This is a genomic window from Acinetobacter sp. P1(2025) (assembly GCF_051390655.1).
GTDB lineage: Bacteria > Pseudomonadota > Gammaproteobacteria > Pseudomonadales > Moraxellaceae > Acinetobacter > Acinetobacter junii.
In genome coordinates this window covers 62,417-87,906 of the sequence record NZ_JBPKBJ010000005.1, presented here as the reverse complement: position 1 = coordinate 87,906, position 25,490 = coordinate 62,417, and the positions used below count along the sequence as shown (strand labels likewise).

The following is a 25,490-nucleotide window of genomic DNA, read 5'->3' as shown; positions in this document are numbered from 1 at the left end:
ATGAATAAACAAACCAATACATTGATTGCAACTGGTGTCGTTGCCTTACTTATCGTCTTATGTGCTATTGCTTGGTATAAAACCGGAAATAAGACACAAGCGAGTGGACATGGTGAGGTCGCCGAAGAAAAAGTAGCTGTAGCTGGAGATGAGAAAGGACCACACGGTGGTCGTTTGTATCGAGATGGAGATTTCTCTGCTGAGGTTAAGATATTTGAAGAAGGAGTGGAACCACACCTACGTGTTTATGGGTATTTGAAAGACAAGCCACTTAAACCTGAAGACTTAAAAGCGAATATTTACATTAAGCGTTTAGATGCTGAGCAGAATATTCAATTTAAACCAGAGAGTGATTACTTGATTGGAAATGAAATTGTCTATGAGCCACATTCGTTTCTAATGGTTGTAAATGTCGATTATCAAGGAAAAAAACATACTTGGAAGTGGGATACGAAAGAAGGTCGTGTCACCATGTTAGACAGTAGTATTAAGAGCAGTGGTTTAGAGCTTTTAAAAGTTGAACCAATGATGTTTGAAAATGCTTTGGAACTGAAAGGTGAATTGAAGTTTCCTGATAATTTTGAAAGCCTTGTTGCACCAAAAGCCAGTGGAACACTGATAAAAACCTACCGTAATATTGGGGATAAAGTAAGTCAAGGAGACTTACTTGCTGTTGTCCAAAGCCAAGATTTAATTCGTTTTAATGCGGATCGTAAAGTTGCTTTGGATACTCTACGGTTTGCTCGCCAAAAAATGGAACAAGAACGAGCATTATGGCAAAAGCGTGTATCACCTGAGATTGATTATATTTCTGCAAAGAGAGATTTTGATGCTGCTCAAACTCGTGCAAATGAGTTGAATAACTTAATAAGCTCTTATGGCGGTTCAGGTAATGGAACAGTTGAAGTTCGTGCAGCAATGTCAGGAACAATATTAGAAATCCTTGGTGCTGTTGGATCTAATGTAAGCTCTTCAACCCCTATTTTTAAAATCGCAAATACTTCGCAACTCTTGGCGGTAGTAAATGTTCCTGCTGACAAGCTTAATGCTATAAACCCTACAAACAGAGTCAAAGTTAAACCTCAAAGTCCGACAGGCACAGAAGAGGCATTGGGCAAGATCAAATATATTAGTGATGTCATCGATACTAAGACACGTACAGCGCAAGTATTTATTGAGATACCAAATCAGTTTAAGTGGCGTTCTGGACAGTTAATTACGGCTCAAATATTTGAAAATCAAAGTCAAAAGCCAATGGTTGTACGTGAAGATGCGTTACAGAATTTCCGTGATTGGGACGTGGTATTCATTCGTGTTGGTAACGATTTTGAAGCTCGACCTCTGGAGCTTGGCGATAAATACAATGGGTATGTGGAAGTTAAATCTGGATTACGAATAGGACAGGTTTATGCCGCAGGAAATTCATATCTTTTAAAAGCAGAGCTAGGTAAATCTGGCGCTACTCATGACCATTAAGGGGAGTAGCGAATATGTTTGATCAGATTGTTAAACTCTCGATTAAGAATCGTTGGCTTGTACTCATCGTATTCCTATTTGTCGGTGCATTGGGGGCTTATAACTATTTTAAGCTACCAATTGATGCTGTTCCCGATATTACGAATGTACAAGTTCAGATTAATAGTGAAGCTCAAGGACTCTCTCCAATGGAGATGGAGTCTCAGGTGACTTATCCTATTGAAACGGCTTTGGCTGGTATTCCAAATTTAGACTATACCCGATCAGTCTCTCGTTATGGCCTGTCACAAGTGACGGCAATTTTCAAAGAAGGGACGGATATTTATTTTGCCCGACAATTAGTGAATGAGAAGCTACAAGGGGTGACACCAAATCTTCCCGTTGGAATTGCAACTTCTATGGGGCCTGTTTCTACAGGACTTGGCGAAATCTTCATGTATACCGTTGAAAATGCCAAGAACAATCCTAATCCACTTTCACCAACGGAATTACGCACCTTACAAGACTGGGTGATTAAACCTCAGCTTCGAAATGTAGAGGGTGTTAATGAAATCAATACCATTGGTGGTTATCTCAAACAATTTGTAGTTCAACCTGATTATGCTTATTTACGTAGCATAGGGCTGGATCAGAAGGCAATTTTAGAGGCTATCTCTAAGAACAGTATGAACAAAGGCTCGGGATATATTGAGAAAAATGGTGAACAGTATTTAATTCGCTCTGATTCTCAAATTAACTCGATTGAGCAAATCCAGAATATCCCAATTACGACGAGCAATGGTTATATCCTCAGATTGAAAGATGTTGCCAAAATATCGATTGGTCACGAATTACGTACAGGTGCTGCGACTAAAGATGGGCAAGAAATTGTACTGGGTACAGCATTCATGCTTATTGGCGAGAACTCACGAAATGTTGCTCATGCTGTTGATCAAAAACTACAGCAAGTTCAAAAATCATTACCAGAAGGTGTAGAAGCAAAAGCCGTCTATAACCGTACAACTTTGGTTGATGCAACGATACAGACGGTGAAAAAGAATCTTCTAGAAGGTGCGATTCTGGTAATCGTTGTTCTGTTTGTATTTCTTGGTCATTTCCGTGCCGCGCTGATTACAGCTCTAGTTATTCCATTATCAATGTTGATGACAATCACAGGTATGGTGAACCAGAAAATTAGTGCCAACCTTATGAGTCTTGGGGCACTAGATTTCGGGATTATTGTAGATGGTGCTGTTGTAATTGTTGAGGCTTCCTTAGCAAAGTTGGCAATTAAACAAAAAGAGCTTGGGCGAGTTTTAACAAGGCAAGAACGCTTTACGACTGTGTTTGAAGCGACTAAAGAATCCCGCAAAGCGATTCTCTATGGTCAATTGATCATTATCTTGGTGTATCTACCTGTAATGACTCTGACTGGTGTTGAAGGAAAGATGTTTACACCAATGGCTGCAACAGTGGTTATGGCTTTAGTGGCAGCAATGATTCTTTCAATTACGTTTGTCCCTGCAATGGTGGCATTAGTCACTACCGGTGAAATTAAAGAAGAAGAGTCAAAAATCGTCCATGGCATCAAAAGATTTTATAACCCAATTTTAGATTGGTCTTTAAATCATAGATATTTGCTAATTGCTTTTGTCTCTATTTTCTTTGTTTTTAGTGCAAGTCTTTCGACTCGTTTAGGCTCAGAGTTTATACCTTCCTTGGATGAGGGAGATGTAGCACTACATGCCTTGCGTATTCCTGGCACGTCGTTGACTCAAGCAATTGAAATGCAATACACGTTAGAAAAAGAGATTAAGAAAATTCCAGAAGTTCAGACTATTTTTGCCAAAGTGGGGACTGCTGAAATTGCGACTGATCCTGTTCCACCTAACGTTGCAGATAACTTTGTCATGCTGAAACCTCGTAGTCAGTGGCCTAATCCTGATAAGGAAAAGTCTGCGGTTGTTGCTGAAATTGAACGCGTATCTAAAGGCGTATATGGAAATAATTATGAGTTTACACAGCCGATTCAAATGCGTTTTAACGAACTTATTTCAGGTGTCCGAACCGATGTTGCCGTAAAAATTTATGGTGATGATTTGGAACAGTTACTTGAATCAGCAAACGCTGCCGCTAAGATTTTAGAGGGAGTCAATGGTACTGCTGATCTTAAAGTCGAACAGATGTCTGGTTTACCCATGGTTTCTGTTGAGCTGAAAAAAGACATGATTGCCAACTATGGGCTTGATGCAGAGGATGTACAAAAACAGGTTTCTAGTCTAATCACAGGCGAGACAGCAGGTAAGGTGTTTGAAGGAGATCGAAAGTTCGACATTGTGGTACGCATGGACCAAAACTCGGTAACAGACCTCGAGAAGCTTTATCAGATTCCTGTGAGTTTAGCTGATGGTTCTAGTGTTCTTTTATCAGAATTGATCGAGTTAAAAAATGTTCAAGGACCAAACCAGATTTCTCGCGAAAATGGTAAACGTCGTATCGTCATTACAGCAAATGTTCGTGGAACAGATATTGGTAGTTACATTTCAGAAGCACAATCTAAGCTGAATGCTGATTTTAAATTACCAGATGGTTATTGGCTGACTTGGGGCGGTACGTTTGAGCAAATGGAATCGGCTTCAAATCGTCTTATGGTTGTAGTACCGATTGCTTTAATTCTGATCTTTGCCATGATCTATATGGCTTTAGGTAATATTAGAAACAGTATCTTGGTATTCACAGGTGTGCCATTTGCCTTAACAGGTGGTGTGATTGCTTTAGCTTTACGAGATATTCCGTTCTCAATTTCTGCTGCCGTTGGCTTTATTGCCTTGTCAGGTGTGGCTGTGCTGAATGGATTGGTTCTTGTTTCTGCTATTCAAAGGCTTCGAGTGCAAGGTGAAAGTGTCATTGATGCGGTGAGACATGGTGCAATTGAAAGGCTACGTCCCGTATTAATCACGGCTTTAGTGGCTTCTTTAGGCTTTATCCCAATGGCTTTAAACGTAGGTATTGGTTCTGAAGTTCAACGTCCAATTGCAACAGTTGTGATTGGTGGAATCATTTCATCGACATTACTAACTTTGATTATTTTGCCGACCTTGTATGTGTGGTTCAACCAAGGTAGATCAAGAAAATCTAACGATGCCGCTGAACAGGTCGTTTAGGGGCATCTTTAATGACAAATATATTGCGAGATAAACAAAGCAAATTTGTGATGATGTGGCTAGTCTGCATGATCAGTCTCGCTTTATGTTTGCACTTTAATGAGCATGTAACTGTAAATGAATTTCAGAGACACGTTTCAATTGATGCAATTCACTCTCACCATCATGAGATAAGCCAACAACATTCACATAGTCACCAAGATAATTACTATGAACATTTTGTTGGCTATGACGCACTTAAATCGACCGCTTTAGCCCATCTCTTAAAAGGGATATTGATTCTAGATTGGTCAAAAGAATATGTTTATCTGATGGTGAGTCGTATTTTTAAACCGCCCAAAAAGTTAATGGATTTTCAATTCATTTTAAATTTTGGAGTTTGATATACATGCAAATTATTGCTTCACATATTGTGAAATTAAGTGCTTACATAAAGCTATTACTTGCTTTATTCATCATATTGGTAAGTCCTACACTTTTTGCTCATGGAGTAGCAGAAGGTGATAAGGGCTATATTCAAGAAATTTATGGCGTTCATGTCATTCCATTCATCTATTTGGGTGCGAAGCATATGGTCACTGGATATGACCATTTACTATTTCTTGTTGGCATTATCTTCTTCTTATACCGAATGAAAGATATCGGCTTGTACGTCAGCCTATTTGCACTTGGGCATTCGATTACGATGCTGGTGGGTGTTTATTACAATATCTCGATAAACGCCTACATCATTGATGCAATCATAGGTTTTTCAATAATTTATAAGGCTCTTGATAACTTAGGGGCTTATCAGCGTTGGTTTGGTTTTCAACCAAACACGAAAATCGCGACTTTAATTTTTGGTCTGATTCATGGTTTTGGACTCGCAGTAAAAATTCAGGAATATGAAGTTCCGAGTGATGGACTGTTGGCAAATTTAATCTCATTCAATATTGGGGTTGAACTAGGTCAGTTTATGGCTCTGTGCATCATCTTGTTATTATTGACGTTTTGGAGAAAGACACCTTATTTCTTTAAAACAGCCTATCAAAGCAATGTCTTCCTCATGTTCCTCGGTTTTTTACTTGTTGGCTATCAACTTACTGGCTTCATTACTCAATAAGGATCTAAATTATGTATAACGCTGAAATTCCAAAAGATATCGAATTGCCTTCTTCAAAAAAGTTAATTAAATCAACAGCAATTGCTGCCGTAAGTGCCGTTGTTGTGTTAGTTACTTGTGTCATGCCTGCGGAGTATGCAATTGATCCGACAGGTATGGGTAAAGTGCTTGGTTTAACGAAAATGGGTGAAATTAAACAATCTCTGGCTGAAGAGTCAGAGAATGGTATTAATTTTCAACAGGTAGTGAATAACTCTGATTTAGTTGCCACAGAAATTTCGACTGAAGTAGCGACTGAGAATGATCAAATGATTATGCCTGCTATTAATAAAGAGAGCATTAGTATTGAGCTTAAACCGGGCCAAGCTACTGAAGTGAAACTGACGATGCCACAAAGTGCAAGTGTCAACTTTGATTGGAAAGCTGTAGGAGGTGGTCTTAACTATGATACCCATGGTGATCCTGTGAACGCTCCTAAAGGGTTCTATCATGGCTATGGAAAAGGAAAGAATGAAACAACTCAGCAGGGTGTCTTAAAGGCAGCTTTTGATGGCAAACATGGTTGGTTCTGGCGTAACCGTACGGAAAAGCCAGTGACTGTAACTCTACTTGTAGAAGGGCAGTTTAGTGAAATGAAGAAAGTCTTTTAAGTTTTGATCGATCTCCTTGGAATAATATTCCAAGGAGATTCAATTGCTAAAGAAGTCAGGTTCTAAAAGGAATCCATAAGATGCTAGAAGTACTAAAAAACACAATATATCGGCATTTGTTTTTGGCTCAAGTAATAGCACTAATCGGAACGGGGTTAATCACAATTGCCCTAGCTTTACAGGCATACGATATTGCAAAGGGGGAGGCAGCTCAAGTTCTCGGTATTGCATTGGCAATTAAAATGATTGCTTATATCGGTTTAGCACCTATAGCATCTGCATTTGCTGAGAGATTACCAAGAAAACAAGTATTGGTTGGACTAGATGTTATTCGAGCATTAACAGCATTGTGTCTACCGTTTGTGACGCAAATTTGGCAAATTTATATTCTCATTTTTATTTTGCAATCTGCTTCTGCTGCATTTACACCAACATTTCAGGCAATGATTCCAGATGTTCTTCCTGAAGAAAAAGACTATACCAATGCATTATCATTGTCTCGATTAGCCTATGATTTAGAAAATATCATCAGTCCAATGATGGCAGCATTTTTATTAACCCTGATGAGCTATCACAATCTGTTTTTGGGAACAGTATTAGGTTTTATCGGTTCTGCTCTATTTGTAGTGAGTGCAAAACTGCCAGTTGCAAAAGTACCTGAGTTTAGAGGCGTTTATAGTCGTATTAAGCAGGGAGCTAAAATTTATTTTAATACGCCAAGACTTAAAGCATTACTTGCTCTAAATCTAGCAATTGCTTCAGCGAGTGCTGTTGTGATTATAAACACCGTGGTATTGGTTCAATCGACATTTAAACTTACTGAAAATGCGACAACTTGGGCATTTGGTTTATTTGGGTTAGGTTCTATGCTTTCAGCGTTCATCTTACCTAAGATATTGGATAAGTTTTCAGATCGAACAGTGATGTTGACGGGAACGACAATTCTTGTAATTGGGTTATTCATTGGTTCTTTGATTGCATCTTATAATGGTTTGTTAGCACTTTGGTTTGTGCTTGGTATTGGATATTCAGTTTCACAGACTCCTACAGGTCGTTTGATTCGCAAGTCTGCATCGAGTGAGAATAGGGCTTCTCTATTCGCAGCCCAATTTGCGTTTTCACATGCTTGCTGGTTAGTGACTTATCCTTTAGTGGGGTGGCTCAGTACTAACATAGGAACATTACAAACATTTATACCTATGGCAGTGATTGCAACTATTTCTTTATTACTTGCAATGCGTCAGTGGCCATCCAAGGATGAGGCTCATTTACCACACAGCCATGATGATTTACCACCAGATCATGAACATGTGATTCAGCATCAAATCAATGGTGTGCATGTGCATGAATATGTGATTGATGACTACCATCAAAAATGGCCTAAATAATTCTTTTCGACTAATAGATTAGAAAAGCATCGTTTGTTTGTTGTACAATTTAAAACGGCTATTTGCATTATATGGTTGAAATTAGTTCTTCATCTAAATATTCATCACCGCCATACAATTCAACTAAGGTTGGAATATAAGCGCCATATTCCAACTTAGTATTCTCTTGCTTGGTTGGAAATGCAATTAAACCCTCATAACCTTTGGTTGATTTTAATGAAGATGATGGAGTCTTTAAAGTTGTAATAGATCGAGCCACTTTGTTATATAACATTTTTGCTCGAAGCACCTCAAAGGTATATCCTCGTCCCATTCGATTTGCGACCCTTGTAATACCATTATGCCCCTCAGTATAAGCATTGGTAATTCTTATTGGCGCATCCCAATAGGTAAATATATCCTCAAAGTTATTATTCACAGTTTTAGCAACGTCACGGAAAGACTTTAAATACTTGGGAATACAGCTTTCCCATTCATGAAACCTTTGTATGGCATCGTCTTTGGTTGTTGCTTCATAAATATTATAAAACTGCTCTTTGAGGTCATAAGCTTCCTTAAATTCAGGATGCCATTTTTCTAAATTTCCTAAAATTCTTTGTTGATCTTCGGTCAATGAATTTGGCCGTCTAAGCAGTATCCACCGTAAATGTTTTTTCAAATTCAGTCGGGCATCACGGTCCAAACTACTTTGTAAAGCTTTACGTTCAGTGTCTAAAGCTTCACTTGCCATTCTCACTACATGAAATTTATCAATGACTAACTTGGCATTGGGTAGGTGCAGACGAAATGACTTTTTGAAGGGTCGCCACATATCACTACAAATCCATTCTACTTTGTCTGCATCAGGCAGTTTGGCGAAGTATGGTATCAATGTATCTTGAGTTCTTTCAGGCAGCATGTCATACAAGCTGTTCATCGCAAGGTTAGTAATGACACAACGATATGAACCCATCAGCATGAGTTCATCAATACCCATAATCGTTGGCGTTTCAAACTTAATATCTCGTTCTAATTCTTCCACGAAATCGAGCGTAATGTTTTTAATGGTGTTCACGACTACACCCGTATCTTCGGCAAGTTGTGTAAAGGTTCGATCTAAGCAACGCTTGCGTACTTGCTGAATCAGCCGATGGGTCGCTCTACGTTTTTCATCTAAGAAGCTGAGTTGAGGGGTAATCATGCTTTTGCATTCAGAACAGCGATAGCGTGTTCGTATCACCTCAATTTTTACTGGTTGCATCTGCAAAGGGGTATCAGCAAAATGATTGATACGCTGACCGTGCTTATATAAGCGTCCACCGCATTCAGGGCATGTTTCCAAATGCTCACCGCTTGGCTGTACGGTAATCATAATACAGCCATCTTCATTACGGTAATCTATCGGCTGTACACCTTCCAGTTGCAGAATATCAATCATGCCCATACTCCGTTATGTTAGACGATGCACATCAATGGTTTCACCATCTTTTAGCAGCTTATACAGCACCTTGATCACATTCTGCATCGCTTGTGCATCGGTCTTGAGCAACAATGCTGATAAGTCTTGATGTGAGGTCAGTGCTTGAATAATTGCGCCTTTCGTTGCCGATGGCAAATTACCTTGCAAGGCTGTGGATTCAGGATTATTTTCAATCTGAGCCATAACTACATCGTTATTTCGTAGAATGGTTACTAAATGATTGATGTATACCACCTGTTCTTCACGGGTAGAAATATCGCCAAAAGTCTGAGCAATAAGATCAATAACTTCTTTCAGATAAGTCATTTTGGTTGGCTGTAAATCACCATTGGCTGTACCTTGGATGGGGGCTAATGGTTGAGGTTCATCCGCTTCGGGATGATCGGTATCATCGGTTTTAAGTTTCTTTTTAAAGATGCCAAAGCCAGTCAGTACCAAGCCTGAAATATCAATTTCTTTAGCAGACATACCATTTAATCGTTTGGATAAGAGCTTGGTAAATGCCGAGAAGTTTTCAAGTTCAGGATCGCCAAAGTCAATAAGCTGTGCTACATAGGAATAAATACGGCTAAACTTATCCAAATTGCCCTTAAAGCGCATCAAGGTTTGTAATTCTACGTCTAATTGCTTGCGCTCAAATTCGGCTTTTTCTGCGCCTTCATCATTACCGTCTGCTTTGGCTTGATCAAATGCAGTTTCCTGTAGCTCAATCGCCTGTTTGAGCATTTTCAGTTTTTGGTTAAACAGGCGGGCGACACGATCGGTTGCTTTAAACAGGTCGGGATGTGTGGTTTCTTTGAAATCATGATTACTAATATCGCGGATAGTTTTAAAACGAGCTGCTTTAAACTCCTCCAAATCATCTTCGGTAATCAGATCAAGTTCTTCAATATTGTCTTTGATGGTATAAACCACATTCGGGTCTTGCACATCCACCATTTTTGCCCCGTTGTCGTACTTTTTGAAGCACTTTAAAATCCATTCAGGGTCATTTACAAAGTCAATTACAAAAGTTTGATCTTTGCCTGTGGTGGTACGGTTTAAGCGTGACAAGGTTTGTACCACTTCAACTTCATTGGCAATGACTTTATCAAGGTACATGGCGCAGAGTTTAGGTTGGTCAAAGCCTGTTTGGAATTTATTCGCCACTACCATTAAGCGATATTCAGGGCGGTCAAATGCGATGCGTAAATCAGAATTAGGTGCATCGGCATTCATATTGGCTTCGGTAAATTCAACATCTTCACCAACTCGAAATAGCACCCCATTTTCTGTATCACCATCTGCTTCATGGCTGATCTGTTTGCCCGTAAGTTTGCCTGAGAATGCCACCAAGACACGGTAGGCACTGTATTCAGGGTTATCTTCAATATATTTTTCCAAGGCAATTTTATAACGTGCTGCCGCAGGGCGTGAACTGGTCACGATCATGGCTTTGGCTTGACCATTAAGCAAATTGGCAACATTGTGGTGGAAATGCTGAATAATAAACTGCACCTTTTGTGTGACGTTGGTGGCATGTAAAGCCATCCAACGGGCTAAGGCTTTCTTTGCTGCTTTAGAGTTGACTCGTTTATCATCATCAACTGCATCACCACCGAGCTTAAAAGCTGTCTTGTACGGCACATAGCCTTGCAATACATCTAAAATAAAGCCTTCGTCAATGGCTTGGCGTTGTGGGTACAGGTGAAACGATTCAGGCAAATTATCATCACTGGCAGGCTCGCCATTTTTGGTACGACCAAACAGCATTTTAGTCGAGTGTTTTGGAGTTGCAGTAAAGGCAAAGTGACTGATGTTTTTGGACTGTACACGCGCTTTTTGAATCTGCTCAAGTAGTTCCTCAACAGTCAGATTCGCCATTGCTTCGCCCGACTGCAATGCCAATGTCGCTTGTAGTTTAGATGCCGTTGAGCCTGTTTGCGAGGTATGTGCTTCATCAATCACGATACCGTAGTTACGGTCGCTTAAACTGGTATTGGTCAGAATCGCTTCCATCACATGCGGGAAAGTCTGAATGGTCACAATAATGATCTGTTTATTGGACAACAGTGCATCTTCAAGCTGTTTGCTTTTAGATTTGCCTGCATGTTCTTTGTCATCACGGTTAATCGCAGCAATTAAGCCTTTCTGATGGTCTAATTGTTGAATGGCTTCCTGTAACTGGTCATCCAGTACCGTTCTGTCTGTCACCACAATGACGGAGTTATAAAACGGTGTACCGTCATTGTGACGCAAACGCACCAGTGAATGACACACCCAAGAAATCGTAGAGGTTTTGCCTGAGCCTGCACTATGTTCACACAGATAATTCAGTCCTACGCCTTTTTCTTGCACATCGGCAATGATTTTATTCACCGCATCAAACTGGTGGTAACGTGGAAAAATCAAGCGTTCCTGTACAGTCCAGTTGCCATATAGATCGACTTTATTTTTCTTTTCCACATAGACAAAGTTATGGAATATTTTCAGCCAATTATCACGTTGGCAGACATAATCCCAAAAATACGCCACTGGATAATCTTCACCTTTAGCCACATCCGCAGGGGGGTTGCCTGCATGTCCCTGATTACCTTTATTAAACGGCAAGAAATAGGTGCTTTCACCATCTAAAGCCGTGGTCATGGCAATTTCAGATTCAGACAAAGCAAAATGCACAATTGCACCACGCTTAGGTGTCAGCAATGGCTCTTTACGTCTTGTTTTAGGGTCTATCGGCTTACGGTCATTTTTATACTGCTCAATGGCATCTTCTAAAGACTGGTTAAACTCGGTTTTTATTTCTACCGTTGCCATTGGCAAGCCGTTAATAAAGAACACAAGGTCCAAAATGCCTGCATCTTTAGAAGGATGATATTTGAGTTGTGGAACAACACGCAGAATATTGGCGTTATAGCGGTCAATGACAGCTTGATTGCGTCCATCTTCGGGTGCGCTTTCACTGAGGTCGATTGTGCCTGCGCCCGCCATACTAAAGCCATTGCGGAAGATATGAATCGTGCCTTTCTTATTCAGTTCATCATCCAAGCGGTCGATGATGCGTTTTTCGGTATTACTACCATTCAGTGCTTGCAGTTTTTCCCACTTTTCAGGCTGTGTCGCTTGAATCCATGTGATTAAATCTTCGGGATAGAGTGCATACTCGGTATGATAATTTTTACTCTGCCCAACCACCCAACCTTGCGCTTGCAGTTTTTGCACAATATAGGCTTCTAAGTGACTTTCGTAATGGGCTTTGTCTGCCAAAATATTCATGCTTTTTCCCCTAATTTTTAATTCTGTTGTAATGCGTGTTGCCAAAACGGGTCTTGATGCCATAACTCAGGCATTCCCATATTGGCTTTAGATAGTGATGGATACTGCTCAATTAAGTCTTTGAGTCGTTTTGCCCATGTTGAATTTGGGCTGATCTTATACAGTAAGGTTTGTATTGCCACCAAAAGCATATAGGTACGCTTCTCATAGCGAATCGCGGTATTACTTAATATGATTGGTTGTTGAAGCCATTGAATTGCATTTGAAGTTGGAATCTTGATACTTCGCCCATGTTCTTTATTCCATAGTCGGCTATGGTGGGCGCAAATATTGCGTACATCATTCAGGGTTTTCAGCCATGATTCTAAAACTTCGGCATGTATTCCTAAGTTTTGAGCAATCTGTTTTTTGGCTTGAGTCGATTTGAGTCCAACATAAAGATGGCTGAGTTCGCCCCAAGTCAGCATTTCAATCATCATCCACGAAGGCGGTAATTTCGGGCTGTCATATTTAGATAAATAGTGGCGTAAGAAGTTTTCTTTACGCACTTTGTCTTTTAAAGCATCTTTATCAGCTTGTGATACAGATTTACGTTGATCAATGGCTTTCTCGTCACGCTCTAAACGGCTTTTTTCTTCCAGTAATTGCCGTTCAATACTGGCAAGCAAACGCATGTGGGCATAGTTATAGCTAAAATGCTGTTCATCGGTATACCAAAAAGCATCATTGGAAAGATGACACAGCACATTGCAAATTTGCGCCCGTATTGCGACTTCAATGCGTTCAATCGCATCCATGACCAAGAGCCTTAACTCCCGATCAAAGATATACAGGTTGAGTACATCATCAAATGTGGTATTGGCTTTGAATTGATGCAATACGTTTGAATTGGCTGTGACTGCTTGCTGAAAAGGAATGGTATAAGCAGATAGGCGATAGTAGCCAATAAAGCTTAAATAGCGGTCTGCCCGTGCAAGATCGGGAATGATCAAGCCACGGTCTTGCCATGTTTGGAGGTGTTCTTGATTGCTTTTTGCCTGTTTAGTGAATTGAACCATCGTCTTTTCTCAGGCAAAAAAAACCTGCCGATTTGTGCGTGAACAAGCGAACTTGAACATAGGCATGGCAGGTATGTTGATAAGAATCATGCAATATGATCGACCAAAAGTAAAGCTAGATTTACAATTTACCAAGAATTTCATGCCACAAACTCCCTTACGTCAATTTTGCCTGTGACCGCATGAGAAATAATCGACTTACGCTGTTCTTCTAAAAGTTCGATTAACTTTTCTTGCTTGGCAATAAGGTTGTCAATTCGGGCAGTTTCGGTGTCGAGAAATGAAACGATTTGGGTTTGTTCATCTTTATTTGGTAAAACAACAGGCATTTTATTTAATTCGTCCATCTTTAAAGATTGACGCATACCTTCGCCCATCGAATAAAATACTTTTTGTAAGTCGTAAGCACGAAACAAATAATTATAAAAATCTGCATTCTGTTTGGTTTTGACGGCAATATATGCAGACGTAATAATTCCGTGATACTTTGAGATAGCACTTCTTAAACTACGTTTATCATTTTGCAAATCCGTAAAGCGGAAAACAATATTATTTGGTTCAATAATTTGATAAGTTTCAAAGGATTCAGGCAATAAACCTTTATTGTCATCAATATTCTTTTCTTTAATATTTCCATAACTTAAAGACAAAACATTAGTTTCTTTTAAGCCAATATTTTTCTTTTTGTTTTCATCAAAAAGATAACCAAACCTTTTTAAATTCCAATGCTCAGGTACATCACCTAACCATTCCACACCACTGTCTTTCATCGGTGCATTAGGATTTAAACCTTTAGTCACAGCATGAGAAATAATCGACTTACGCTGTTCTTCTAAAAGTTCGATTAACTTTTCTTGCTTGGCAATCAGGTTGTCAATTCGGGTGGTTTCTTGTTCTAAAAAGTTTGATATTTGGGTTTGTTCTGATATTGGAGGAACGGATATTAAAAAACTAGATATTTGGCTCTCATTTATTGATGGCACAGCACCGGGATTAACTAAGTATTTGAAATCAATTAAACTCATTAGATAAAATGCAAAATCAAAACTTAGCTCATTTTGGATTACAAACCCCATCATATTATTATCTATGCAACATGGTTGTTGATTAGTTCTAATTCTTTCTAGAAGTAATGCAGCTCCAACTTTTGCAAAAAATATAGAGTTTTTGGGAAAAATTTTTGCTCCAAGTTTTTTTGCGGTTTCTTCACCAACAAAATCAGAGAAACTTGACAAGAATCTCTTATCTTTAGATAGGGAGTTTACTTTAAAGAATGGTATATTTTCCTCAGTGTTTCCTTGATAGGCATGAGGGAATCCTGCGCCACCTTTAAAATAACCGTATCTTTTTAATGATGATATACGCCAATGCTCAGGTACTTCACCTAACCACTCCACACCACTATCTTTATAGCTTGGATACTGTTTAAACTGCATTGTTAAATCTCCCCAAGTAATTGTGCTACTTCGGCAGACAGTTCTTTAATCTCCGCCATAATCTCATTGGGGTGGCGTGGCTGCTCGAATACATAGAAATAGCGGTTAAAGTTAATTTCATAACCTACCACACCCACTTGACCGTCTTTGCTATCGGTATAACTGGTATCAATTACCGCATCAGGCGCATGAGGAAGTACCTCTTTTGCCATATATGCAGCAATATCTTGATTTAGCGGGATGTTCTCGTAATCTGTAAGTTCACTGTCCATTTGCACTTCACCGTTAATTTCTACGGCTTCGGCATCAGGATTTTGCACCCCAAACGCAGCGATCAAAGCATTCTTTAAGCCCTTACTGACTTTGCTGAGGGGGAGATTTTTCAGGAATGTATTGTCAAACCAAGCATAGTCTTTGCTGTCACCAAACTGCTGCTCAATATAAGCCGATACCGCATTTTGGTCGCTGTCGGATAACTTGCCAAACTCTTTCGATGCTTTAAACGATTCCAGTTTTTCCGCATCAAATTGAAGATCAATACGCAAAGGACGCAAGACTTTTACTCTGCGATAGCCAAAATCGGTATAGTCAAAAATTTTGCTGACTGAGCTTTGTTCAAAGTCGGCATAAATACGGCTAATTTCATCAATCGAATTTTGGTCAATAAACTTGCGCTTGTTGCCCTCATTCTTGCGCATAGATGAACCCATGCCTGTAGCATCAATGAGCTGTACTTTGCCTTTGCGCTGTTCAGGTTTACGGTTTGAGATCAACCAAATATATGTACCAATACCTGTACGGAAGAAAATATCAGTCGGCAATGCCACAATTGCTTCGAGATAATCATTTTCTAAAATGAAGCGTCTAATCTCCGACTCGCCTGAGCCAGCACCACCGTTAAACAATGGTGAACCTGATAGCACAATCGCACCACGACCACCACCATTTTCAGGCAGTTCTAGTTTGGAAATCAGATTTTGTAAAAACAGCATTGAGCCGTCACTGGCTTTAGGCAAGCCCGCACCAAAACGCCCATTTAAGCCTTTTTCTTTATGCTCTAATTGAACCGCACTGGCATCTTTCGCCCATGACATACCGAAAGGCGGGTTAGAACATTGATAGTGGAAACGCTGCCCTGCAAATAAGTCATTACTGAGGGTACTGCCCAATTTAATATTTTGCGATAAATCACGGCTTGGGTCAGATTCTAGTTTTTTTAGCAGCATTGAACCCAATGCGACAGCATGAGTTTCAGGCTGTAATTCTTGTCCGTGGGGTACAAGTACAGGGGCAACTTTATAGCGGTCTTTAAAGCCATCTACATAGTTCATCATGTCGGTTAGGAAGCCCGATGTACCGCACGTTTGATCATAGATAGTTCTGATTAAACCATTCTTTTGTTCAAACAGCTCATTATCAGGCTCAAGCAATAAAGTCGCTGCCAAATGCACAATATCACGCGGAGTCATAAAGTCCTCAGACCCCGTACCGACTTCCGCACCAAATCTTGCAATCAAATGTTCATAGACATTACTCATGGTGCGGTCAGGAACAACATTCGGATGTAAGTCGATGGCAGCGAAATTATTGCAAATGCGTAGCAGTAAATTCGCTTTAGAAAGCTTGTTAATCGTTGTATTGAAATCAAACTGTTCAAAGATCACACGCACGTTATCTGAGAAGTTAGCAATATAATCTTCTAGGTTGGCTTTTGTTTTTGTTCCACCTAAATTAGATAAATTATAATTAGAGGTATTGTAAAACGGATTCCCACTCACATTCTTGAGAATGTCATCCATCATCATGCCTTGATCTTTGAATTGGTTATAAGTATTGAGAACGGCATTTTTAGTTGGCTCAAGTACACATTCCAAACGTCTTAATACCGTAAAGGGCAAAATGATTTTACCGAACTCTGTATGCGGAAAATCACCCCAAAGATCATTTGCATTGTTCCAAATAAAACTTGCCAGTGTAGATTCGGTATTGTTTGGTGCAGAAGCCATTTTGTTTTTCAACCTTATTTTGCAATAGTTAAATATTATGCAATAAAGGTAGATTTCTCAACCTTGAAATACAATATTTAAAAAATTCAAATCTGACTACTTTTTTATTTCATAATAAAGACTTAATGTTAAAATTTATCACAGGATAATCATTAGGCTTGGTGTGAGATGCCAAATAAGCAAGAAAAAATGACAGCATTTGGACAGTTTCGTATCTTAAAAATTGGAACAAAGTATATTCAAGCTGAACTGATCGGTAGTGTAAAAAATTATCAAGCCCAACTTGTCAAAAATACCGTACTAGCAGATATAAAAATAGGTGCAACCATTTTTCTGCGAGTAAATGATCAATCTACCCAAAACAGATACGGCACTAAAGTTCAGTTTGAACCAATTGAGCTTTTAACTGACCAAGCTGAAATTGAGAAATACATTTTGGCTGACAGGAAGCGAGTAGCAGAAATTTACATTCAAGCAGCACAAGAAAATTTGGATAAAGGTTGGTATAGCGGTGATGCCATAGATAAGGCACTATTTTTTAGCGCAAGTCATCCAACTTATAAACCAATCAATATTGAGCTACGCCACAGACGACTCAAAAATATCATTCATGCTTGTTGTAATTATCAGCACAAAACAACAGAACACTTCATTCATTTGTGTCGAGCAACTATAGATATGTACAAAGATGAGCAACGATTGAGTGATTTGGAATTGAGCAAGTTTGAACAAAGCATCATTAAGATTCAATCTGATTTGAATTTATCAGAAGAAAATGCTCAACAAAAAACAAATGAATATTTGAGTCAACTAAAAGGATTATTAAAAAGCTAAACTCACTTTCAACCTTATAATGCAAATTTTAAAAACGATTAGCTCAAGTAGTTTCAACCTTAGATTGCAAAATTAGAGTTTGTTAAGTTAAAAATAAGGTGAGATTTATAAAAACCCCACCCTAAAATGCAAATAGCCTTTTTTATTAAAGCTAAAAATTTATGTACCAATATACAAAATTAAGCCACAGAATGCTGAAGCAAAAATGACATACATGACTTTGACTTCAAATTGAAATAAGGCAATAAATGCTGCTATCGCAATAACCATTGCTTCATAGTTGAATGGATGGTCGAATCCATTTGGCCACAAAACGTGGTAACTGAAGAAAAGTGCAAGATTCAAAATTACACCAACAACAGCGGCAGTGATTGCCGTCAAAGGTGCAGTAAATTTTAATTCATTATGGGTTGATTCAATCACTGGTGCGCCAGCTAGAATAAAAATGAAAGAAAACAGGAAAGTAAACCAAGTCACAATCATAGCACCCAGCGCACCCGCTAAGAACAGATGCTCATTGCCTAACAGAGCATGATTAAAGCCACCTAAGAATCCTACAAACGCAACAACCATAATCAGAGGACCTGGGGTGCTTTCTCCAAGGGCTAATCCATCGATCATTTGTACTGGACTCAACCACCCGTAAAAATTAACAGCACCTTGATAAACATAAGGTAATACTGCATAAGCACCACCGAATGTGAGCAATGCAGCTTTAGTAAAGAACCAAGCCATTTGAGTATAAGCATGATCCCAACCAAGCGTTGAAATCAAACTGATAATTGGTGCAAGCCATAGTATTGCTCCAATCAAAAGTATCTTAGCTAAATGTTTCCAACTAAATATTGCATGTTTTGGGGTAGGTGTATCATCATCAATGAATGCGGGACCATAATCTTTTTTACCTTGTTGGTGTGAACCTCCGCCTGTAAAAACGTTTGGATATTTTTTACTTGCTAAATATCCAATGATCGCAGCCGTTAGAACGATTAACGGGAATGGCAAGTTAAAGAAAAATATAGAGATAAATGCAAGCGCAGCGATTGCCCATAAAAACTTATTTTTCAATGATCGGCTACCAATCCGATATGTCGCATGAAAAACGATAGCAACAACAGCAGGTTTAATCCCATAGAAAAGACCTGCAATAATAGGAACATCACCAAATCTCACATAGACCCATGAAAGACCTATCAGGATAAATAAAGATGGTAAAACAAATAGGATTCCTGCAACTAATCCACCAATGGTTCGATGCATCAACCAACCAATATAAGTTGCTAATTGTTGTGCTTCTGGCCCAGGCAGTAACATGCAGTAGTTAAGAGCATGTAAAAAACGTTTTTCTGAAATCCAACGTTTTTGTTCAACGAGTTCTTGGTGCATGACCGCAATTTGTCCTGCTGGCCCACCAAAACTAATAAACCCCAATTTCAACCAGAATAGGAATGCTTGCCAAAATGAAACTGACAGTACCTCTTGTTCTGGTTGTATAACAAGTTCTTGTTCCATGATTATTCTCTTGATAGGTTGGCATATAAGCCATCGAAAATGTGATTCGATAATGCAAATAATTGGTCATCATCACTTATCTGACTTCGAATTCCTTGAATAACTTTTTCAATACCGATCGCTTCTGGAGGCTCAATCCCTCCTACATCAAGGTAATGAACAATTTCAGCGATTTTCTTTAATGCGGGTGTTTCTAAATTAAAACTATGTAAAAGAACCTCGAAGGTCACCCAATTATTGATGTGGCTGAAAGTTGCACCATCAAAATCGAATCCTAATGCTTCTTCTGGGCAGTCACTCGGTGTTTCTAACCAAATGAATGTTGGTGAGGTATCAATAAATGTTTTGATTAACCATGCAGAGGCTAGACGATCAATCCAAGGTCTTTTACGTGTTGCCCAAGTTCTATTTTGATAACTAGCTTTTTCTAGAAGTTGAATATGTGCTTGTATCGCTTGAGGCTCATTCACTTCACCAAGACGTGCAATTGAAAGTTCTAATGAAGATAGCTCATTCAAAACCTGTGCCTGAGTCTCATCGGGGTAGAAGTCAATTTCTACAAGCGCATCGATACTTTTTCTTAATTTACGAACTTGCTTGAGTAGCTCTTTTTTTTCATCTTTAGTCTGTCGATCTCTTAACTCAGAGAGTTGTTTATAGAGAGTGTCGTATTCTTCTTTGCGACTGAAAAAAGGAGCAAGTTCAATATTTAAGGGTTGCTCAGCATGAAATATATAAGCAGATCCTTGCTCTGAAATAACATCATTAGCAATAGGGTCAAACTTTTCACTATGCGAAATAGGGAGTAAGTAGACCCCATCTCTTAGAATTGCTGCACCACTTGCTTTGAGAGATCGCCAGACTCTCATTCGAGTGGTTGTGTTCTGCGTAGGCAGTGAGGATATGAGTAAAGATATTTTCATGTTATATACTTAACTTATTTGTTTAGTATATTACTTTTATTTTTATTGTGGTACAAATATGAAGAAATGATTTCTTATATCAGAATAGATATTAAGATGAATGTAAAACTGAAGTTTCTATAGGGCACAAGATGATTTGATAATGTAAGTGTTAAAGAGGCATAAATTGCTTAAATGTGAGAGTTTTGAAAAAGTACTCTTTAAAAAAAAGAGAACTTTTAACGTTCTCTTTTACATGAAATATTAGTCCAAAATTGTTAACTGGCTTCGGCGTCGTAGTGCTTCTAAATTTTGATATTTATTTACCAGATTAAAGGTAAGATTGTTAACCTCGTCTAGGTGCAGACATAGATCATTTGTTAACTTCGATAGATCAAATTTTTCCTGAGCTAAAACTTGAAAGACCTTATCGAGTAAAAGAGAAGACTCATGGGCGATTGGATTAGGTTCATTATTTCGTCCTCGTTGCGCTAATTGTTTATAAATACTTGTGGCATTCCAATCAGTAATAATACCTAATTTACTATAACGATACGTTAAGGCAGCAGCAGAAACTTGCCATATCTCTTTTTTGGACAGGATACTTTTTAATGATGGGATTCTTAGCGGATCTGCTAGCAGGCTTCTACGTGGCATTAAAAAGGCGGAAGCAAAAGCATTTGCTTCTTGTTCTACGTGGATACCTTCAATTATTCCATGTTTGTGCATAACTAAATGACCTAGTTCATGGGCTAAGTCGAATCGACATCTTTCAGCTGTTCTGGATGTATTTAGAAAAATAAATGGGCGGCCACTTGTCCATCTACAGCACGCATCAACATCTTGAGCTTCATCTGTAAGAGAAAAAACTCGAATACCTTTAGACTCTAAAAGTGCAATTAAATTGGGAATAGGCTGTTCTCCTAGTCCCCAAGCTTTTCTTACTGTATCGGCACATGCTTCAGGATAAGAGTATTCAAGATAATAATTACCCTCATCCTCATTAGCTTCGTCTAATGATTCAATTGTATCCGTAGAAAAGTCGCTTCTTAATTCATGTAAATCAGGTACATTGGGAAGTGGCAACTCAAAGTTCTGATCAATCCAGTCACTGATCATTTCAGCTAAGATAGTTTGGCTGATTGCCATATCTCTTTTTTTAGCTGTCATTTTAGATAGTGCTCTAAAACTAACAGATTCGACATGAATTTTTTCTACGTCATTTCCATAAAAGAAGCTGAGAGGAAAATCGAGAATCTCAGCTGCTTTTTCTAAAATTCTTTCATCAATTTCTTGGTTGTTATACCAGTTTGAAACAGTTCTATCAGTTACGTTTAATTGATGAGCCAAATCTCTCTTGGTCAAACCACGACGTTGACGAGCGAGATCGAAACGACCCATATTGAACATAATATTGCCTCTTAAGCATTTTTGCGTCTGATTTCAAAATCAATCGACGGGGGAGTTGGGACAGGGGAAAGAATACTATCAAATTCAGACTCAGGATCGAAACTAATTTCTTTTAAAATAATTCTTTCATGGTACTCAGCAAAGAATTTACCATTGTCTGTGAGTTTTGAGGGGCATGATAGCTCGCTTCTAATTATTTTGTTTTTATAATCAATGTAGTACATCAAAACCCAGCACCAAGTGTCTACAACTGCTTGTTCAGTTAACATGTCACCATGTAATTGAGCATTCGCAATTTTAGCAAACATACTTCCTTTGGGATTTCTATTTCTAGCAACCTTTCCAATCTTTAGGGATTCTGTATTTGAAGGAGTTTGTCCCTTTAATCCAACACATGTATTTCCCGCCATAAAGCTAATTAAAATCCCTCGTTTCTCATTACGAACCCATTCAGAGTTCCCTTGGGTGTATTTTGAATAACCTTTGGTTAATAGTCGTTCTCTTAAAAAAGCGGTTCCTTCAGCAAAATGCCTATAGCCACCATAAATTTTAGGGTGATTACTTGTTGTCTCATTACGTGCTGTAAAACCATCTTCTATGACTCCAAGTAAAACCTTCGAGTCAAAATCAAAAACTTCTTTTAATCTATTTTGGGCATCAAGTGGATCATCAATTGTTAGGTATAATGGCTGCATAAAATTGGCTCTATTAGCTTATCATTTATTCAGCATACATATTTTTAGGTGAAAAAAATAGAAATATTCATAGTTTTTGGTTAAAAAAATAGAAATTAAATTGTTTCAAGATTTATAAGAAACAATAATATCGATTGGTAGGTATATTCGTAGGATTTAGGTAGAATTGTGGATAATTCATGAGTTGTTAACATTTTACGAGGTTTTTTTAACAAAAGACTATTTTTTTAATTACTGTTAATAAGTTTCTACACCAATTTTACACCTCAAACTTTTCTTACTTTAATATATTATTGATTTTAATTTATATTTTAAATATTTTTCTCCAATCCATCATTGGGGCAACGGAAATACGTGGCTTTAATGATTCAAGTGGTTGCATAAAATATTCTCGGATGTGGACAAGAAAAGAAAGGGCAGCATTATACGAGTTTTAGGAAAAATTCACCAATCATCCTCATCCTTGAGAAATCTAAATATTGGTTTATCTAAAGTTGATGCATTGCAGTGTTTTTTCGAGTGAGTAGTAAATCTAATAAGCTAAAGATCATACATGCCAGAACTAAGCCAATACCTGCAAAGCAAGTCATCGTCCAACCACCATGGTTCCATGCAAAAATTCCTAAAGCAGAACCGCACGCGCCACCGGTAAAATAAGCAGTCATATAAATGGCATTAATACGTGATTTTGCATCAGGGCGTAAGCGAAAGATTATGCTTTGATTGCTTGTGTGGACTAATGCAAGCGCCAACTGAATCAGTGCAAAACCCAAGATATAGCTAAATAAATAGAGTTGACCAAAATAAAAAAATATCCAACTCAAGATAAACAATCCACAACCCATCCAAGTGAGTTGATTGGTAAATCCCTGATCCGCATATTTACCAATATATTGGGTTGATAAAGCACCAAAAATACCAACTAAAGTCACCATACCAATAAATAAGTCAGGTAATTGATGTGCAGAGCTAAGTAGTAAAGCAATCGTTGAGTACAAGATACTCACTGCTGCAAAAGCAAAACCACCTGTCAGCGCTCTCAGCACTAAACGTTTTTCTTGTTTTAATAGTTGCCCCATTGAAACAAATACTTGCCCATAATTCAGTTTCATCTTCATGACGTATGGCAGACGGCTTTTAAGTGCAAAGGCAAGAAACAGCATCAAAATTCCACTGACGATATAAATTACCTTCCAATGAAACAAGTTTGAGAATAAGCCAGCTAGGCTAGTCGACAAAAGAATACCGACCAGTAGTCCACTCATTAAAAAGCCTACAACTTCACCTGTTTTCTCAGGTTGAACCGTCATCGTTGCCAACGGTATCAATACTTGTGCTGCTACAGAAAATAATCCAGCCATAATGGTACCGACCCAAAGCATCGGTAAGTTCACTGAGAACGCACTGATAAACAATCCCGCTGCACATAAGCTCATTAAGAGTGGAATAAATTTGGTTTTATTCACCACATCGCCCATAGGGACAATAAAAAGTAAACCGAAAGCATAAGAAACTTGCGCAAAGGTAACTGTAAGAGCAGCTTGGCTTTGACTAACAGAGAAATACTGCTGTATGGAGTGGATCAGTGGTTGACTATAATAGTTTGCACCGGCACATAGACCACATGCAGCCGCCATAAACCAGAGTAAGGCTTTATTTTCACTAATATCTTGAGTGTTAGGCATAATGTTCTCTTAAACTGGTTTACACAGTATATGCAGTTGCTTCGATTTCAATTTGCATACCTTCCAATGCTAAACACGGCACGGGAATGAGCGTACATGCAGGAAATGCAGCATTTTTCCAAAAGTGTTGAATAGTCTGTGTGAGCAAATGTAGCTTTTCAGCATTGTGATTGACAATTAACACGCGCAAAACAGCAATATCTTTGAGCTGTGCTTGTACTGAATTGAGTGCTGTTTGAATATTATAAAAGACTTGTTGTACCTGTTGGTCAAAATTCTGTGAAAGTTCACCTTTATTATTTTCTCCGCCTTGCCCTGAGATATGAATGATCTTCATATTAGGCTGAACGACAGCAATGTGACTATATCCATTTAGGCTAGGATCATACAGCCCATTAGGATTAATGAGTTTGAATGCGAGAGAATCTGAATCTTTCATGACTAAACCGTTCGTAGAAATTCTAAAAATGTTAGTATCAAAGCTCAAGTTAACTAGAGGTCAAGCAGATTTTGAAAAAACAACAATCTCCAAGTTGGCTAACGATAGGTGAGCTTGCAAAGCGAAGCGGTGTAAGCGTTCCAGCCATTCGCTTTTATGAGGAAAAAGAATTAATTTGGGGGATACGAACGACAGGTAATCAGCGTCGTTATCAAAGGGCAATGCTGAGGCGTATTGCTATTATTAAAACAGCGCAGCAAGTTGGAATATCATTACAACAAATCAAGCAAACCTTCGAAACTTTACCTAAACATCGCAGTGCGACAAAAAAAGATTGGCAAATCATGTCTCAACAGTGGCAAGGACAACTGGATCAACAAATTATGATGTTACTCCAATTGCGACAGCAGTTAGATCAATGTATTGGATGTGGGTGCTTATCTCTGGAACAATGTCCTTTACGAAACCCTGACGATTGTCTTGCTGAAGAAGCAATGGGAGCACATTTTCAAAAAATTTTGTTTTTGATAAATCAAGACGACATTGATATTCCAACATAATGTCTATTTTTGCACTAAAATTGTGCAATATGGTGCTTTTAGTAAGACAATCTCCTATAAATATCACTTGAGAAAATGCCATTTAAACTTTTTACATTTCTTTTTTAGTTTTCCAATCTTTTTTTGCGTAGTGAGATCAACCCAATCTTAAGAAAAATGAATCAAGTGAAAGTGAAATAAGCTGTTGTTATCAGATAAATTGATAGAAAAGTCGCATTTAAAACCAGTAAAACTTTTAAACAAGCCAATCCTTCTCATTAAATGCGTGATTAAGATGCAAATTGACCTAATCAATTGATATATACATAAGCAAATCGAATCATTCAGAGACGATCTGCGACCTTTATGTATCAGAGATAGTGAGAGAGGGTTTTAGTTTATTTATGAGATATCGCTATACAGGCTTTTATATCAATAAAAGCTTAGGCAAGAATTGAGCTGTATTGATAATAATCAAATCGAATTATTTTGTTTGTATAA

Annotated in this window: 19 protein-coding genes; 8 read left to right on the top strand and 11 right to left on the bottom strand. The window is 38.4% G+C overall.

The features are described 5' to 3' along the window. From ACSC97_RS02540 to ACSC97_RS02515, 6 genes are all read left to right on the top strand, one after another. On the top strand, window positions 1-1,476 hold the full coding sequence (locus tag ACSC97_RS02540) for an efflux RND transporter periplasmic adaptor subunit (RefSeq protein ID WP_194597191.1): 1,476 nt from the start codon (window positions 1-3) through the stop codon (window positions 1,474-1,476). Window positions 1,477-1,490: 14 nt separating this feature from the next. Continuing rightward, window positions 1,491-4,619 carry an efflux RND transporter permease subunit gene (locus ACSC97_RS02535; protein WP_436659159.1) on the top strand — a complete coding sequence of 1,043 codons (3,129 nt, stop codon included), beginning with the start codon at window positions 1,491-1,493 and terminating at the stop codon, window positions 4,617-4,619. An 11-nt stretch (window positions 4,620-4,630) separates the two neighbouring features. Continuing rightward, window positions 4,631-5,002, top strand: a complete 372-nt coding sequence (locus tag ACSC97_RS02530) for a hypothetical protein (RefSeq protein WP_436659157.1) — start codon at window positions 4,631-4,633, stop codon at window positions 5,000-5,002. A 5-nt stretch (window positions 5,003-5,007) separates the two neighbouring features. Further along, a complete protein-coding gene (locus ACSC97_RS02525) occupies window positions 5,008-5,721 on the top strand; it encodes a HupE/UreJ family protein (RefSeq protein ID WP_194597192.1) in 714 nt (237 codons plus the stop codon). Window positions 5,722-5,732: 11 nt separating this feature from the next. Next, window positions 5,733-6,371 (top strand): transmembrane anchor protein, encoded by a 639-nt coding sequence (locus ACSC97_RS02520; protein ID WP_436659155.1) that lies wholly within the window; start codon window positions 5,733-5,735, stop codon window positions 6,369-6,371. A gap of 80 nt (window positions 6,372-6,451) precedes the next feature. Continuing rightward, complete coding sequence (locus ACSC97_RS02515) at window positions 6,452-7,759, top strand: MFS transporter (protein WP_194597194.1); 1,308 nt, start codon at window positions 6,452-6,454, stop codon at window positions 7,757-7,759. A 67-nt stretch (window positions 7,760-7,826) separates the two neighbouring features. On the opposite strand, the gene ACSC97_RS02510 is transcribed toward ACSC97_RS02515, so the two are convergent. The 5 genes from ACSC97_RS02510 to ACSC97_RS02490 all read right to left on the bottom strand — a co-directional run bounded on the left by ACSC97_RS02510 (window position 7,827) and on the right by ACSC97_RS02490 (window position 16,973). Next, entirely contained in the window at window positions 7,827-9,176 is a 1,350-nt protein-coding gene (locus ACSC97_RS02510; RefSeq protein ID WP_436659153.1) for an ISL3 family transposase, read from the bottom strand. Between the two features lie 12 nt (window positions 9,177-9,188). After that, on the bottom strand, window positions 9,189-12,473 hold the full coding sequence (locus tag ACSC97_RS02505; protein WP_436659151.1) for a type I restriction endonuclease subunit R: 3,285 nt from the start codon (window positions 12,471-12,473) through the stop codon (window positions 9,189-9,191). A gap of 17 nt (window positions 12,474-12,490) precedes the next feature. Continuing rightward, the gene (locus ACSC97_RS02500; RefSeq protein WP_436659149.1) at window positions 12,491-13,531 is read right to left on the bottom strand and encodes an Abi family protein; all 1,041 of its coding nucleotides are present in this window, start codon (window positions 13,529-13,531) and stop codon (window positions 12,491-12,493) included. A gap of 140 nt (window positions 13,532-13,671) precedes the next feature. Further along, on the bottom strand, window positions 13,672-14,967 hold the full coding sequence (locus ACSC97_RS02495) for a restriction endonuclease subunit S (protein WP_436659147.1): 1,296 nt from the start codon (window positions 14,965-14,967) through the stop codon (window positions 13,672-13,674). Between the two features lie 2 nt (window positions 14,968-14,969). Continuing rightward, a complete protein-coding gene (locus tag ACSC97_RS02490) occupies window positions 14,970-16,973 on the bottom strand; it encodes a type I restriction-modification system subunit M (protein WP_436659145.1) in 2,004 nt (667 codons plus the stop codon). A gap of 168 nt (window positions 16,974-17,141) precedes the next feature. Here ACSC97_RS02490 and ACSC97_RS02485 point away from each other — a divergent pair, with 168 nt between their 5' ends. Further along, window positions 17,142-17,807 carry a hypothetical protein gene (locus tag ACSC97_RS02485; RefSeq protein WP_061403653.1) on the top strand — a complete coding sequence of 222 codons (666 nt, stop codon included), beginning with the start codon at window positions 17,142-17,144 and terminating at the stop codon, window positions 17,805-17,807. A gap of 159 nt (window positions 17,808-17,966) precedes the next feature. On the opposite strand, the gene chrA is transcribed toward ACSC97_RS02485, so the two are convergent. The 6 genes from chrA to ACSC97_RS02455 form a co-directional block, all read right to left on the bottom strand. Further along, window positions 17,967-19,319 carry a chromate efflux transporter gene (chrA, locus tag ACSC97_RS02480; RefSeq protein WP_194597203.1) on the bottom strand — a complete coding sequence of 451 codons (1,353 nt, stop codon included), beginning with the start codon at window positions 19,317-19,319 and terminating at the stop codon, window positions 17,967-17,969. A gap of 2 nt (window positions 19,320-19,321) precedes the next feature. Next, window positions 19,322-20,242, bottom strand: a complete 921-nt coding sequence (locus tag ACSC97_RS02475) for a chromate resistance protein ChrB domain-containing protein (RefSeq protein ID WP_436659142.1) — start codon at window positions 20,240-20,242, stop codon at window positions 19,322-19,324. Window positions 20,243-20,485: 243 nt separating this feature from the next. Further along, window positions 20,486-21,631, bottom strand: a complete 1,146-nt coding sequence (locus ACSC97_RS02470; RefSeq protein WP_194597205.1) for an XRE family transcriptional regulator — start codon at window positions 21,629-21,631, stop codon at window positions 20,486-20,488. A gap of 11 nt (window positions 21,632-21,642) precedes the next feature. Then, window positions 21,643-22,326 (bottom strand): hypothetical protein, encoded by a 684-nt coding sequence (locus tag ACSC97_RS02465; RefSeq protein WP_194597206.1) that lies wholly within the window; start codon window positions 22,324-22,326, stop codon window positions 21,643-21,645. Window positions 22,327-22,814: 488 nt separating this feature from the next. After that, window positions 22,815-24,011 carry an MFS transporter gene (locus ACSC97_RS02460; RefSeq protein ID WP_042891689.1) on the bottom strand — a complete coding sequence of 399 codons (1,197 nt, stop codon included), beginning with the start codon at window positions 24,009-24,011 and terminating at the stop codon, window positions 22,815-22,817. A 19-nt stretch (window positions 24,012-24,030) separates the two neighbouring features. Further along, complete coding sequence (locus ACSC97_RS02455; protein WP_004955634.1) at window positions 24,031-24,450, bottom strand: RidA family protein; 420 nt, start codon at window positions 24,448-24,450, stop codon at window positions 24,031-24,033. A gap of 71 nt (window positions 24,451-24,521) precedes the next feature. On the opposite strand from ACSC97_RS02455, the gene soxR reads away from it, so the two are divergent. Then, on the top strand, window positions 24,522-25,010 hold the full coding sequence (soxR, locus tag ACSC97_RS02450) for a redox-sensitive transcriptional activator SoxR (protein ID WP_436659138.1): 489 nt from the start codon (window positions 24,522-24,524) through the stop codon (window positions 25,008-25,010). Window positions 25,011-25,490 lie beyond the last annotated feature (480 nt).

Bases quoted from the DNA above. Each gene is read 5' to 3' on its own strand.
- ACSC97_RS02475 (WP_436659142.1), bottom strand. From the start codon at position 20,242: ATGAAAATATCTTTACTCATATCCTCACTGCCTACGCAGAACACAACC.
- chrA (WP_194597203.1), bottom strand. From the start codon at position 19,319: ATGGAACAAGAACTTGTTATACAACCAGAACAAGAGGTACTGTCAGTT.
- ACSC97_RS02535 (WP_436659159.1), top strand. From the start codon at position 1,491: ATGTTTGATCAGATTGTTAAACTCTCGATTAAGAATCGTTGGCTTGTA.
- ACSC97_RS02530 (WP_436659157.1), top strand. From the start codon at position 4,631: ATGACAAATATATTGCGAGATAAACAAAGCAAATTTGTGATGATGTGG.
- ACSC97_RS02525 (WP_194597192.1), top strand. From the start codon at position 5,008: ATGCAAATTATTGCTTCACATATTGTGAAATTAAGTGCTTACATAAAG.
- ACSC97_RS02500 (WP_436659149.1), bottom strand. From the start codon at position 13,531: ATGGTTCAATTCACTAAACAGGCAAAAAGCAATCAAGAACACCTCCAA.
- ACSC97_RS02510 (WP_436659153.1), bottom strand. From the start codon at position 9,176: ATGATTGATATTCTGCAACTGGAAGGTGTACAGCCGATAGATTACCGT.
- ACSC97_RS02465 (WP_194597206.1), bottom strand. From the start codon at position 22,326: ATGCAGCCATTATACCTAACAATTGATGATCCACTTGATGCCCAAAAT.
- ACSC97_RS02455 (WP_004955634.1), bottom strand. From the start codon at position 24,450: ATGAAAGATTCAGATTCTCTCGCATTCAAACTCATTAATCCTAATGGG.
- ACSC97_RS02495 (WP_436659147.1), bottom strand. From the start codon at position 14,967: ATGCAGTTTAAACAGTATCCAAGCTATAAAGATAGTGGTGTGGAGTGG.
- ACSC97_RS02485 (WP_061403653.1), top strand. From the start codon at position 17,142: ATGCCAAATAAGCAAGAAAAAATGACAGCATTTGGACAGTTTCGTATC.
- ACSC97_RS02540 (WP_194597191.1), top strand. From the start codon at position 1: ATGAATAAACAAACCAATACATTGATTGCAACTGGTGTCGTTGCCTTA.
- ACSC97_RS02505 (WP_436659151.1), bottom strand. From the start codon at position 12,473: ATGAATATTTTGGCAGACAAAGCCCATTACGAAAGTCACTTAGAAGCC.
- ACSC97_RS02460 (WP_042891689.1), bottom strand. From the start codon at position 24,011: ATGCCTAACACTCAAGATATTAGTGAAAATAAAGCCTTACTCTGGTTT.
- ACSC97_RS02515 (WP_194597194.1), top strand. From the start codon at position 6,452: ATGCTAGAAGTACTAAAAAACACAATATATCGGCATTTGTTTTTGGCT.
- ACSC97_RS02490 (WP_436659145.1), bottom strand. From the start codon at position 16,973: ATGGCTTCTGCACCAAACAATACCGAATCTACACTGGCAAGTTTTATT.
- ACSC97_RS02520 (WP_436659155.1), top strand. From the start codon at position 5,733: ATGTATAACGCTGAAATTCCAAAAGATATCGAATTGCCTTCTTCAAAA.
- ACSC97_RS02470 (WP_194597205.1), bottom strand. From the start codon at position 21,631: ATGTTCAATATGGGTCGTTTCGATCTCGCTCGTCAACGTCGTGGTTTG.